Source organism: Vibrio chagasii (assembly GCA_041879415.1).
In the GTDB taxonomy this organism is placed as follows: domain Bacteria; phylum Pseudomonadota; class Gammaproteobacteria; order Enterobacterales; family Vibrionaceae; genus Vibrio.
Genome location: CP090852.1, coordinates 1,021,985 through 1,035,372, shown reverse-complemented (window position 1 = coordinate 1,035,372; position 13,388 = coordinate 1,021,985). Strand labels below are relative to the sequence as shown.

Genomic DNA, 13,388 nt, shown 5'->3' with positions numbered 1-13,388 from the left:
GTAAGTAGAACAATCATTCTACCTTTTGTCGGGTACGTAAGAGAGCACTATGTTGAGAGAACAGATTGCAGCAAGCCTTGAAGTGGCATTTAGCCAACAAGGCTTTGCGGAACCGAGCGTTGCGCAGCTGAAAACGGCGTGTAATGTTAGCCTAAGAACCCTATACAAACACTTCCCTTCAAAAGAAGCGATGATTGTTGGTGCATTGGAATACCGACATCAGCGCTACCTGAACTTCCTGTTAGAAGCATCTCCTGAAGCTGGCTTAGAAGCTGTCGTTCATATTTTCAATAAGCTTCAACAATGGTTAGAAGAGTATGCACCACACGGCTGCATGTCGATGAATGCGATTGCTGCGTTCCCAGATAATGAGCTTATTAACCAAGCCGTTACGCAACACAAAGAACAGGTTCGACTGCTTATTGGCAAGCAGAGCCTGCGAGATGATCTCGCAACGCCCCTGTTTTTACTTCATGAAGGCGTATCAAGCGCGTGGCCGGTATTAGGCGAAGAAGCTGTGGCATCGGCACAGGATATGGTGACAAAATTACTCGAGGAAACACGATGAAATTCGAAATACCGAAAATGATGAAAGGCGTAGAGATGTTGGGTCATGGCGGAGCGGAAATGCTTGGCTACCGCGAAGATATCGCTGTCCCTCAAATCGAACCTAATGAAGTGCTGATCAAAGTGATGGCGGCAGGCGTTAACAATACGGATATCAACACACGAATCGGTTGGTACTCAAAAAGCGATGATTCAAACGATGCCAGTTGGTCGGGTGAAGCGCTAAAGTATCCTCGTATCCAAGGTGCTGATGTGTGCGGTTTCATCGTAGCAGTCGGAGAGGAAGTCTCTTCAGATCGTATTGGTGAGCGTGTTCTTATCGAACCTTGTTTAACGGAAGTGTATGGACGAGATCTGCGACAACCATGGTATTTCGGTTCTGAGTGTGATGGCGGTTTTGCTGAATACACTAAAGTCGCAGCAAAGCACGCTTATGCGGTGGACAGTAGTATGTCGGATGTTGAGCTGGCGTCTTTTCCATGTTCTTACTCGACAGCAGAAAACATGCTGACTCGAGCTAATGTAACTGAAGGCGATCGCGTGTTGATCTCTGGTGCATCAGGCGGTGTCGGCTCTGCGGCGATTCAATTGGCAAAAGCTCGTGGCGCACATGTGATTGCGATTACTAGCCCAAGTAAAAACCAGCAGTTGCTAGAGCTAGGTGCCGATGAGGTCATTGCTCGTGATGCTGATTTAGTCGAAACGTTGGGCGAAAGCAGCGTTAACGTTGTGATTGATTTAGTGGCGGGTGACAAATGGCCAGAGTTTCTTGACGTCTTAAAGCCGCATGGTCGTTATGCCGTGTCTGGTGCAATTGGTGGTGCGATGGTTCAGCTTGATGTTCGTACTCTGTATCTAAAAGATTTGAGCTTTTTTGGTTGCACGGTGTTGGAGCCGCAAGTGTTCCAAAACTTGGTTAACCGCATTGAAAAACAGCAGATTAAGCCGATTGTTGCGCAGTCTTTCCCGCTTGCCGATATCCATACAGCACAAGATGAATTTTTGAAGAAAAAGCACGTTGGTAAGATCGTATTGGAAGTCGCCGAGCGCTAGTTTAATTAGCTCATGTTTCCAATATATGAGAGAGCGAGCAAGTGCTATTAGCTCGCTCTTTTTGTTTTTAGGAGATGTATCATTTTGCTTTAACCGCTTGATGAGTAATAGATTATATACAGCTAAAAAATTAATGATTCATTTATCACTGTTTGGTTTATGAGTCACCTGTGCGATAATCACCGCCGTTATATATCCCGATTTATGTTGTATTCATCTAGGAGCCGTATTGATGTTTAAAAGGGTATTACAGGCACTATTTTCCCCTTTCGCTTCCAAGCAAGGTAAGCAATTCACTTCCTCACAAAGTGCCTCTCAAAAAGTCGTTTCTGATCAAGACAGCTCTCTGGAGCAAACGACTGTTAAGCCTTCAATCTTTGTTCCGCCTTCGTCAAATCAACCATCATCATTAATCGTCGATAAAGCGATGAGCCTTCACGATGGAGAATTTCTTGATTATCTGTTTGGAGAGTCACGTCTACGAACGGAATCTGATCCATTTAGCGACTTTGTTGCCTGCCAAGTTGAACGTTTAATTCGTTCTCCTAAAGCGCTTCTCAATGAATTGCCTGTGATGCCTGCTTCTGTTACGACATTAATGGGTGAACTACAGAGTGATGAGTTTGATGTCGATGCTCTGCTTAAGGTGATTGAGCGAGAGCCGAGCATGGCAGCGGATGTGATTAAATTAGCGAACAGCGCATACTACAAACGCAGTGAAAAACAGGTAACCGATCTAAAAACCGCATTCTTAAATATGGGTTCGCAAGGTTTGGTAGAGGGTGTAGTGAATTCGTACATGAAGAATTTTACCCCGGGCAACAATATCTATTGGCGCCATTTCGGTGAGAAAATTTGGAACCACAGCATCCAAACAGCTTCTTTTTCAAAGGAGTTAATGAAAGAGTCGCCATCTCAAGAAGATCAGGCTAGCGCCTATTTTATTGGGCTGATCCGTAACTTAGGTAAGATGATCATTTTCCAAATGATGGTGGAGGCTTTCAAGCATGTTGACCCTTCTGTCCCGCCTAACTCATTGGCGTTGAAGCGTTTGATCAACAGTTACTCTATTCGCCTCACCTATACCATTGCTAAGTTCTGGGAGTTACCGGAACCGGTACTGACAGCTATTGGCTATCAAGAGTCGAGCCGCTACGCATGCACACCGCTTGGCCAAGCTGTGTTTGAGGCTAACTCTTTGAGTGAGTTGACGTATTTATTGGATGCTCAGGCGATCGATATCGAGCAATTTAAGAGCCGATGTAAGGAGAGACTGACGTCGCCCGCAGCCTACAAGGTGGCTAATCGCATCTATAAAGAATCTGTGGTCGCGTTGGCTGGATAAGCCATTGGCGTTGATGCTGACTTATAGCGATCTTTTACGAATGGTCTTACGAATGAGTAAGACCATTTTTTATTGAAGCTGCTACGATCTGCGTGAATTTGATTTAAGGGATTTCAGACAGTTCTTGCTTTAAGTCGTTAATTTTACGCTGCTCTTTTTCTATCTTGCGCTGATACTTTTTAATTTTGTCCGATCTGTTGTCTTGTTTGGCTTTTTCTAAGTCGGTTTGGTAGTCAGCCAAATCTTCCTCATTGGATTCGATTTTTTCACGAAGGTCGTCTTTCAAACCTTCGTTGCTACAGTTTTCTTTTGCCGCTTTCAATGCCGTTGTGAGTCGCTCGACTTTGTATTGATTATCGTATTGCTTGGCTTGTTCGATTTGATGCTCGATCTCACAGAACTTTTTCTCACAGCCAGTCAGTGAGTTGCAGGTCGTGCTTGCCATACTGCCAAAAGAAAATGCACTGAGGAGCAGTATTGAGCCTTTTAGGTGTCGATTCATGATTTACCTTCTACTGGTTCTATAGGGTTGAGCCTAGTTTCATCGTAACTTAACACCCGCACGCTTTGCTTATGGCAGAGGAGTGTTAAAGGTAAGTCTATGTGTTGAATGACTTATCTCTGTTAAAGATAGAATCAAATATGGCTAATCCACAACTTATCGAGGTCACACCAACCGAATCCATTTACTCGTGCTCCGTGTATTTTTTCAGATACCTCAAGATTGAATGCCTCTTGCTTAAGCTCAACCAATACTTCAGTCTTGTATAGCCAGCATTTGAGTTTCAAGAGCGTTTTGGCGGCTTGCTCAAAGTCTGGTTCGCATTGAATTGAGATTAAAGCCTGCTCGATGTTTGCGAGCATCTCAACGGGTAGTGACAGATCTTCGAAAGGGAAGCGGGTGAAGAAGCCTAACCAAGAAGAGAATGAGTGGTTTTCATCGATAATGCTGCATAAAGCAACGTCTCTTATCGTTGAAAAATCGCCATACTCTACGGTGAGTTTAGTCTCACCAGGCACTGAAGATTGCTTGAAAAAGGCTTGGCATTCCGAGGTGTCTTCAACGGTGAATATTCGGTTGGGAGAAGACAACTCTGGATTTTGAATTTGGAAAAAAGTAGAGCCGTGAGCTCGCGCATGTGCACTGCTGTATTCGCCAACTTTGAGTGTCTTCTCAGGCATTTTTACGCACACCTGATTTTGAGCACACGCTTTACTCTCTGCCCACTCTGGGTAAACCCATAATTCGACTCGATTTAGGATCGGAACCTGACTTGAATACGCATCATTGCGGTTCAGTCTGAGCATCTTGTTTGAGAAGATCGCTAATGAGAATGGGCCAGAACCGACCAACCTCTCGACAGAATTAGGTTCAAAAATCGATGCTTCGGCTCTAGCAAGCAAGCGGGGTAGATGCCAATCCGTCTTACTGAGTTTTATTGTGATGATGTTGCCTGAAGACTCAGAGACTTCAGCAATATGTTGATAGCAGCGATGCCATAACTTGTTTGAAGAGAGCAAAGTCAGACAGTGTGCAATGTCTTGAGCTTCCAGTGTTCGGCCGTTGTGGAATTGAACACCATTGCGAATTTGGAAACGCCAGATCGTTGCATCTTCATTGGGTTGCCAATGATAAGCCAAGTCGCCACATAATTTGCCTTGTTGTACAGAGGTGAGACGCTGGCAAATCTGCATCACTAAGAAACGCTCGGTGCGTCTCAGTACACGCTGAGGGTGAAGCGCTTCTAATTCACGGTGGAAGGGGATGTACGCGACGCTCTGCGCCGATTGATTCGTGCTGTTTAGAAAGGCTTGCAGCTCTGTACCAGCATTGCGTCCATTAAAGCTTAAGGTGCTGAAGACCTGCTCGATATTGCCGGAGTCTGCTTGGCTTTGTGCGTATTGGTAGCACGCTTCCATCGGTTCAATCAGACACGTGAGTTGTGCCTTTTTATTGCGTCCTGAACTGGCTTGCCACTCAATCCAGCCTTGTGCTGTCATTGCTTTGAGTAGAGTTTGAACATGACGCTCACTCACATGTAGAAGCGTTGCGATTTGATTGACTTGGCAGCGTGATACTCCAGGCCCAAAAGCCTGAAATATCTTTTCGTACAGTTCAAGCTTGCGCTTTAGGTTGCCCAATTCGAATTCCTAAATGTTAGGTTGAGTTAAGTGTTGGTAGCCTGCATCAGCGAGCGCTTTTTCCATGGTTTCAAGAACCTGTGCACTTATCTTTGAGCTTAGGATATCAGACTCAAGTTTTCCCTCTAATACAAGTTGCGAGAAGTGCTCGATTTGATACTCGAACCCATTACCTTGAACGGGGTGCTCGATGGTGAAGGTTTCTTGTTTGTACTCCACCGTTATATGGGCTGGGTTCCACCACTTCTCTTTAATCGTAATGGTGATATCTGGGCCCGTTAATCGCGCTGCGCGTGGCAGATTACGTACCGTTGAAGCCGATATGGTCGCGTTGATCTCTCCAGAGAACTGGAAGCACGAATCGGTATCTACATTCGAACCTTCATAGAGGCTCGACATTTCGACTTGAGGTAGAGGAGGCGTAATACTAAGAGCGCGACATAAATCGTAGAAGAACCACAGACCATACACGCCAACATCAAGTGTTGCCCCGCCGGCTAAATCCGGGTTGAAGATAAACAGGTTAGGGTTGTAGTCGTGTTCATTACCAAAGCTGGCTTCTATCGAATCAAGCTTAATCTGGTTACTGGTTAAAAATGTTGTAAGCTCGCGATAAGCTGGGAATACGACGGTCTTCATTGCCTCTAGCAACATCACACCATGTTGGCTAGCTAGGGCTTTCATTTCTAACCAATCACCAAGGTTGGTAAAGGCTGGTTTTTCTACCAATACGTGCTTGTTGTGGCTCAGAAATAGTTTGGCTAGAGGTTTGTGATAAGGGTGGACCGTGGCAATGTATACCGCTTCAACATCAGGATCTTGAGCCATGGCTTCATAAGAACCATAAGCTTTATTGCAATCAAACTTATTAGCAAAAAGAGCCGCTCTTGATTGGTCGCGTGCTGACACCGCGTAGAGTTCGCCAAATGAGCAGTGCTCTGTTAGCGCTGTTGCGAATCTATTCGCGATATTGCCGAGCCCTGCGATACCCCATTTAATTTTACGTTGCGTGTCACTCATCACTTACTCCAATCGTTGTTTTGTTCCAGTGTACTCAGTGGGCTCACATACAAATAGAGAACACTTGCTTCGATTTGTTCAGGGTTTACATCACTAATTCAACTCATTGAAATACTTACGCTTCTTACAATCCATTACTCCCACTTACCCTTTCTCTTTGATTGATATGCTCCAATGGACATTGAAAGTAAGTTCATTTATGTAGAGTCAATTAAGGATAATAATAATGAAACACATGATAAGCATCGTAATGATGTTTACGGCTATCTTTAGTCACTTGGTTAGTGCTGCACCGAGTAAAGGATACACTGAGACACAATACCCAATCGTATTAGTTCATGGCTTTTTAGGCTTCGATGACATTCAAGGTTATGACTATTTTTATCAGATAGCTCAAACCTTGCGTAAAGATGGAGCCAAAGTATTCACTGCACAAGTCTCCTCAGCAAATACCACCGAGGTTCGCGGTGAGCAGCTTTTAAAGCAGGTGAAACAGTACCTTGCTCGAACAGGAGCTAAAAAAGTTAACTTGGTTGGGCATAGCCACGGCGGACCGACTTCCCGCTATGTCGCGTCGGTTGCCCCTGAGCTCGTGGCCTCTGTGACGAGTATTGGTGGAGTAAATAAAGGCTCCAAGTTTGCTGACCTTTTCTATACCGTCGCTCCCGATGGCACCTTAGTAAATAGCGCTGGCGCAAATATCATTGGGTATCTTTCGAAAATAACTCAATACCTATCGAGTGGTTCTACTTTACCGGTTGATGCTACTGGTGCGTTAAAAGCACTGACTACGCATGAGTCGTTGGCATTCAACAAGAAATACCCAGAAGGTGTACCAACAACAGAATGCGGTCAAGGTGCGCCTGTTGTTACTACGAAGGTAAACAACATCGAGCACGATGTTTACTACTACTCATGGAGTGGTAACCGATTACTGACCAGCCCGAAAGATGCGCTTGTTGATGGACCGCTGAAAGCAGTGAGCCTATTGGCTTTTGGTTCTTCAATCTTGGGTGGCGAAGAGAATGATGGAATGGTTGGTGTTTGCAGCACACACTTAGGTAAAGTGATTAACGATAGTTATCGAATGAACCATGTGGACGAAATTAACCAAGTTCTAGGGCATACGGCACTGTTTTTATCTGTTCCAAGCATTTATCGACAGCATGCGAACCGCTTAAAACTGCAGGGCTTATAAACATGAATAAGGCTATTCTAGTTATCACTGTGATTGCTGTGGCTGCTAGCGTAGCCTATTTTAAAACGCCTGTTCCCCGCTCACACCAGACGCAAAGTTTACCAGTCGTATTTGAAGAGCCTCTTGCGTCAGCAGAAATGCCGCAGGAGAGTGAACAAGTTGAAAAGTTTGCAAAGCCCAAAGTTTCTTTGAAAGAGCCTGAGCTTCAAGCACCTTCCCAACAGGATACGGAAATCGACCAAGCATCATTGCGTGATACGTTTGATTATTTTCTGTCAGGGTTTGATGACTCGACGATGGATATCGAACAGTTAAAAACAAGGGTTAAAGAATTCATGACAAGAAACCATGAACGCTATCGCCCTGAGCACTACGATCTGTTTGAGCAATATCTGCTATATAAAGAGTTATTGATGTCAATTGAGGTTGAACAGGCGTTGAGCCTTGATGATTTGATTCGAATCGATAATGAGCTGCTTGAACATCAGCTCTCACTCTTTAGCATAGAGGAACAGGCACTACTGTTCAGCGATGAAAACCTCCATCGTCAAGTAACCATTAAGAAAATGTCTCTCAAAGATATTGCCGTCTCGAACAATGATTACAATTACTTACTTAACGAAGAGTTGGATGAAATGCCAGAAGAGATCCGTCGTGTTTACCAAGACGATCTTATTTCTGCGCAATTGAATCAGGTTGCGAACTACGAAGATGAGCAGCAACGCTACATCGCTTACGAGACGTTAATTGGTACCGAAGCAGCACAAAGAATGGTGGAATTAGAGCAACGAGAATTGGCGTTAGATCAAAAAATTGAGCGCTACTTGGAGCAGCGCCGCCAAATTTTAAACAGCAGTGTCACGATAGATAAAGAGTATGAGATCGCTAGGTTGAGAGAATCGTTTTTTGAGTCATCAGACCATAGGCGCATAATGTCACTAGAATCGATAGATGACCTTTAAACACCTTATATGTGGACTTCGCCCTGTATTGGAATACAACTAACAGGGCGCTTATCTTGCCATTGAGCCCAAACTACTTTTCTTCAATGACCCCAAGTTTCCAATCCGCTAGGGCTTTAATATGTTTTGGTCCTATGCCGCAACACCCACCAATAATATTAGCGCCGAGGGCATGCCAGCGTTTTGTATAGGTTAAGTAACCTTGGCCATCTAACTCGCGCATTTCTTGAAGCATGTCATTCGCTTCATGTTCGCTGCTGATCGGCGCAAAGTTATTTGCATAGACACCGATTTCTAGATCTTGGCCTAACTCATCCATTACCTGTTTGGTATCGATAATCGCTTGATCCATCACTTCCGGTATTGAACAGTTAAACATGATGCCTGTCGCGTTAGACTGACAAACCAGTTTGACGGCTTCTTTTACGCTCTCACCAGAACGAATAGATGCAGAGTCGCCTTTGGTATCTTCTAAGCTAAAGGCGTAATAGCACGGTTTCGTTGATTGCTTGAGTACCCCATGAATGGATTCAAACTCTTGTACGCTGCATAGGGTTTCTACCAACCACAGATCGATATTTGGTTCTTGTGCATCGTAGAGGGTTTGAATGATTGATGCCGCTTCTTCGACTTTGAATAAGTCAGGTCGGTAGCTACCAAATGGTGGTGGAATAGAGCCTGCCACTTTGACCGCTTGAGGTGCTTGGTCAGCAACTGCTTTAGCTAATTCGCCAGACAGCGCAGCTAGCTCAAATCCTCTTTGTGCAAACAGTTCTTCACCCAAATGAAAAGGCACACACGCATAGCTGTTGGTAATTATGATTTCAGCGCCTGCATCGACAAAGTTTTGGTGCGCTTGGCTAACAAAATCTGGGGCTTCAATCAGAGCTTGAGCGCTCCAAAGAGGCTGTGAGAACGGTGCGCCAATCTCTTTGAGTTCTCGGCCCATGCCGCCATCAAGTATGGTGAGTGTTTTCATATTCAATACTATCTAAAACAATTGCTGAAGTTCTGCCGCCACCATATCAGACAACCTTGCGTGACTAAAGCAGTCCAAGCGCGAGGTTCTTAACAAAGCCAATACTGCCTAGATAGGGATAATAAAATATTGAACCTCCAGCGCTATGTTGTATTGGATTTGGGGGATATATTATTAACCTAGGGCCAATGATTGACCTGAACCCAACAAGCTGTAGAGGAAAAGTGCATTGAAGTTAACGAATAAGCTCGTGCGTTACCCGCACATTGATGTTGATCGTGCGTTTGAAAAAGAAGATGAGCTATTGCAGCAAATACAGAACGGTGAGATTGGACAAGCCTTAATGTTGTGGCAAGCCAAAACGCCGACACTTGTTTTACCTGCAGGTAAAAAGTGGCCAGTGACGTTGGAATCTAGAAAGCAGCTTGAGGCTCAAGGTTGGCAACTCTCTTCGCGTAAAACGGGTGGCGCTCCCGTTCCCCAGCTACCGGGCGTGATTAACTTGTCGCACATTTATCATTGGCCGAGCGATGAAGCCTACAATATTCAAAAAGCCTATCTGCATTTATGTGATGTTTTAACTCAATTTTTTAGAGAGTTAGGCGTTGATGTCGATGTGCATGCGACTCCTGGTTCTTATTGCGATGGCGATTACAACCTCAACATCAACAAGCAAAAAATAGTAGGGACGGCTCAACGTGTTTTGCTCAAGCGAGGGGGCGGTCAAATCGTACTTTCCCAAGCCTGTATCTTGTTAGATGCAGACTTAGAACACATCGTTGCGCCCGTGAATTTTTATAATCAAATTTGCGGCAATCCAACCGTTGTAGAGCCACACGTTCACACGCTTTTATCTGACCATGTGACGTCCATGCCCAATGTGGACTCACTCTTTCAGCAGTTGAGCCAAGCTTTTATCAAGTATGCGTAGTGCTCTGTGTCTGCCGGAATCAATGGGGGGCGGCGGATAACTTTTCTTGCAACAGCTGCTCGATCACTTCCACCAGTTTACGGTTTTTAATGGGATCAAGAGCATCGTTGTGAGGGTCTTTGAATAACCCAGAATCATTGTCGAAGTATCTTCCTGAGGCATCGGAAAACTCATCGCTGAGCGCTGCACGGCAAAGGATGTCTGCGCCAATCGCAAGATCATTACCATCAACGCCATAAGCATCTTTGACCAGCTTGCTCCCTAAGAAAGAGGCAGGGTTTACTGGAATAACCGCGAGGCCATTAGTTGTTGGGCTATTTGTTAAGGCATTCGCCAAGTCAATCGACCACATCGTTAGTGCGAGTTTACTTTGTGTGTAAACGGGGCCATCTAACTCTCCTGCATTTGGGCTGATAAGGGCACTTAAATCTACGGGTGACTGAGCTGCTGAAGATAGGTTGACGATACGGCTGTGCGTATCAAAAAGAGGAAGCAGCTTTTGTGTCAGTAAATAAGGTGCAATGGTGTTAACCACGAAGCGCACATCAAGGTTATCTGAAGTGGTAATTTCCGACACCTTATACACGCCTGCGTTGTTGATGAGAACGTCGAGTCGCTGGTGGTCAGCCATTATCTGAGTGGCGAGCGCTTCGACCTCTGAGAGTGTTGATAGGTCTGCTACGTAACTTTCAATGACCGCCGTTTTAGACAGTCGAGATAGAGCAGCCACAACTTTGTTGATCTTGGCAGGGTTTCGGCCATGAATCAGAATGTGATGTCCCTGCTGAGCGAGCATTTTTGCGGTCTCTAAACCAATGCCGTCAGTTGCTCCTGTGATCAGAATTATTTTCTGCATATCTTTCCCTTGATACCGATTCCGAAGCACTTTTATAACAAAGTTTTATTGCGCAAAGTTTCTAATACTTCACAGGATAGCGATAACAAGATCGTCCGTTATTGAGAAATCTGAAATAAATCGCTTGATGACTCATCAAACAAAAAAAGCCTCAACCCATCGAATGGGTGAGGCTTTGTCGTTAATAGCCGTCTGCCTTTTAGGCTTGGTTTGACGTTGTTGTCGTTGTTATTCCGTTAGTGCGTAATGGTTTTAGTGGGCATGTTCTGCTGAATCTTTGTATAGCTCAGCGTCCACTTCTTCACCTTTATTCGGACGTGGGACAATCTCAAATGAGGTGTCGGCTTCCGTCAGAGAAGAGAGCAGTTTGTTCAGTGATGACTTGTCACCTTTCACGCCAGCTTGACCATCTTCTAGCAGTTTATTGAGTGTTGTCTTCTTCAATACGATATCAGACACGTCTGCTTTATTGATGATCAGCGTAGTATCGGCATCTTGCAGTTCACTCACTTGAATGTTGTTTAGGTTACCGTTAGACATTTCTACGTAGTAGAACTCTTTCACGTCAGGCAGTTGAATATTCATGGTAAATGGCGTGTTTTGCGCTTTCAATGAATCCACTTTTACTGCTAAGTAATCCAACAGGTTCTCAATTGTCATATTCGCCAATACATCTGGTGATGCTGTCTTCGGTGCGCCAGGTTGCGTGCCGATACGAAGTTCTTGTGCACCTGTTAGGTAGATGTTTCTCCAACCTGCACCTTCTGATTGATAGCCCAGTTGCTCATATGTATCTGCAAGCAAACCACGTGCAACTTTGTTGTCTGGTTCGGCTTGAACCACCTTATTCAGAGCCGTTGCTACAAAGCGGTATTCACCCTCTTTAAAGTCTTGCTGTGCTTTCTCAATCACAGCGTCACTGCCACCCATGTATTCAACAAACTTAACCGATTCTGGCTTCACTTGTAGTGGGTTAAGGTTTGCAGGGTTCATGTCGAAGTAGCCAAGGTACATGTTGTATACCGCACGAGCATTGTGTGAGTATGTACCGTGGTAGCCATTGGTGTGCCAAGACTGTTGGATGCTGTCTGGCATCACTTTGTAGATTTCGTCACCGATATCTTGCAAAACCACACCGTTGTTCGCTAAACGAAGGGTTTGGTTATGGGTAAAGCCGTAGGCGTCACGCTGCATTTTTAGGTAATCAGAGATCTCTTGTTCACCCCAGATTGGTGACGAGTGCGAAGCAAATAGTACTTCGGTGTCTTCGCCCCAAGTGACTAGCATTTCGTTGATCTTCTTAGACCATTTCAGACCATCACGAACTTTTGCACCGCGTAGAGTATAAAGGTTGTGCATGCCTTGGTAAGTCAGCTCACCCGTCCATAGCGCTTTCATGCTCGGAATGTAGGTCACCATCTCAGAGGCTGCTTCCGTGCCTGATGCATCCATGAACTGCATCTCAAGACCATCGATAACCAAAGTCTCGATCTCTTCATTATGGTTCAATTCGTAATCTGGTAATACGTAAGTGATGCTACCGGTAGATAAGCCTTTAGCGAGTGCAGCATCAACAATACCGTGTTCATGGCGGTTCAGTGTCGCACCATATTGATAAGCAGTACGACGAGACATCGCATTACCCGCTAACACGTTTTCATCGACGATCTCTTTAGTGATGTTCTTAGAGCCATACACTTTCACATCTGGGTACGCGTCTTTAATCGCACGAGCACCACCGAAGTGATCGGCGTGTGAGTGTGAATAGATCATCGCAACGATTGGTAACTCGCCGCCGTCAGGAACATTCTTTTTGAAAAACTTCAGTGATTTCTCTGCCGCTTCTTTAGTCAGTAGAACATCATAAGCGATCCAACCGCTGTCACTACGGATGAAAGAGATAGAGGCTAAATCGGCGCCGCGAACTTGATAAATCTGTCCAGGAACTACTTCATAAAGGCCTTCTGCTGCTTGGTTCAGAACTGCTTGGCGCCACAAAGACGGGTTTACGGAATCTGGTGCTTTGTCGGCATTAACAACGCTTGGTTCTATGAAGTTGAAGCTGTTACGAATGATGTCGCCAGTTTCTTGGTCGAAGCTTGCGATCAGTCCTTTGTTGTTATTGTCAAAGGCACGAGTGTCTGAGAAGTTTAGGGTTTTAGCGAACTCTTGGTTTGCCTGTGCCGTCATTTCAGTTGCATCTTTACCACCTTGATCACCGATCTCGCTAAAGTGCGCGTGGTCGTGGTTCGCTGCAATGGAAGGGAATGCAAGAGAGATTGCAAGGAACAGTGTTGCGTTTTTGAAAGTGCGTGAAGTTGTCATACGAGCCTCT

At 45.0% G+C, this 13,388-nt stretch carries 12 protein-coding genes; 6 read left to right on the top strand and 6 right to left on the bottom strand.

The annotated features are described in order from the left end of the window. Positions 1–49: 49 nt before the first annotated feature. The 3 genes from L0991_18485 (at position 50) to L0991_18475 (ending at position 2,965) form a co-directional block, all read left to right on the top strand. Positions 50–568, top strand: coding sequence for a TetR/AcrR family transcriptional regulator (locus tag L0991_18485; protein ID XGB64021.1), 519 nt, complete (start codon positions 50–52; stop codon positions 566–568). Next, the gene (locus L0991_18480; protein ID XGB64020.1) at positions 565–1,620 is read left to right on the top strand and encodes an alcohol dehydrogenase family protein; all 1,056 of its coding nucleotides are present in this window, start codon (positions 565–567) and stop codon (positions 1,618–1,620) included. Before L0991_18485 ends, L0991_18480 begins: the two co-directional genes overlap by 4 nt. 232 nt (positions 1,621–1,852) lie before the next feature. Then, entirely contained in the window at positions 1,853–2,965 is a 1,113-nt protein-coding gene (locus L0991_18475; protein ID XGB64019.1) for an HDOD domain-containing protein, read from the top strand. Between the two features lie 103 nt (positions 2,966–3,068). On the opposite strand, the gene L0991_18470 is transcribed toward L0991_18475, so the two are convergent. The 3 genes from L0991_18470 to L0991_18460 all read right to left on the bottom strand — a co-directional run bounded on the left by L0991_18470 (position 3,069) and on the right by L0991_18460 (position 6,127). Continuing rightward, positions 3,069–3,467, bottom strand: a complete 399-nt coding sequence (locus tag L0991_18470) for a DUF1090 domain-containing protein (protein ID XGB64018.1) — start codon at positions 3,465–3,467, stop codon at positions 3,069–3,071. A 134-nt stretch (positions 3,468–3,601) separates the two neighbouring features. Continuing rightward, positions 3,602–5,107, bottom strand: coding sequence for an SgrR family transcriptional regulator (locus L0991_18465; protein XGB64017.1), 1,506 nt, complete (start codon positions 5,105–5,107; stop codon positions 3,602–3,604). Between the two features lie 9 nt (positions 5,108–5,116). Beyond that, positions 5,117–6,127, bottom strand: a complete 1,011-nt coding sequence (locus L0991_18460) for a Gfo/Idh/MocA family oxidoreductase (GenBank protein XGB64016.1) — start codon at positions 6,125–6,127, stop codon at positions 5,117–5,119. A gap of 226 nt (positions 6,128–6,353) precedes the next feature. Here L0991_18460 and L0991_18455 point away from each other — a divergent pair, with 226 nt between their 5' ends. Then, positions 6,354–7,325 carry a triacylglycerol lipase gene (locus L0991_18455; protein ID XGB64015.1) on the top strand — a complete coding sequence of 324 codons (972 nt, stop codon included), beginning with the start codon at positions 6,354–6,356 and terminating at the stop codon, positions 7,323–7,325. A gap of 2 nt (positions 7,326–7,327) precedes the next feature. Then, on the top strand, positions 7,328–8,287 hold the full coding sequence (locus L0991_18450) for a hypothetical protein (GenBank protein ID XGB64014.1): 960 nt from the start codon (positions 7,328–7,330) through the stop codon (positions 8,285–8,287). 73 nt (positions 8,288–8,360) lie between these two features. Here L0991_18450 and L0991_18445 read toward each other — a convergent pair whose 3' ends face one another. Continuing rightward, complete coding sequence (locus L0991_18445; protein XGB64013.1) at positions 8,361–9,266, bottom strand: homocysteine S-methyltransferase family protein; 906 nt, start codon at positions 9,264–9,266, stop codon at positions 8,361–8,363. Positions 9,267–9,495: 229 nt separating this feature from the next. Between L0991_18445 and L0991_18440 the strand changes: the two genes are divergently transcribed. Continuing rightward, positions 9,496–10,197 carry a lipoate--protein ligase gene (locus L0991_18440; protein XGB64012.1) on the top strand — a complete coding sequence of 234 codons (702 nt, stop codon included), beginning with the start codon at positions 9,496–9,498 and terminating at the stop codon, positions 10,195–10,197. Positions 10,198–10,216: 19 nt separating this feature from the next. Here the strand turns inward: L0991_18440 and L0991_18435 are convergent, their stop codons facing one another. Both L0991_18435 and L0991_18430 read right to left on the bottom strand, forming a co-directional pair. Further along, a complete protein-coding gene (locus L0991_18435) occupies positions 10,217–11,053 on the bottom strand; it encodes an SDR family NAD(P)-dependent oxidoreductase (protein ID XGB64011.1) in 837 nt (278 codons plus the stop codon). Positions 11,054–11,305: 252 nt separating this feature from the next. Next, the gene (locus L0991_18430) at positions 11,306–13,378 is read right to left on the bottom strand and encodes an MBL fold metallo-hydrolase (GenBank protein ID XGB64010.1); all 2,073 of its coding nucleotides are present in this window, start codon (positions 13,376–13,378) and stop codon (positions 11,306–11,308) included. Positions 13,379–13,388: the final 10 nt, after the last annotated feature.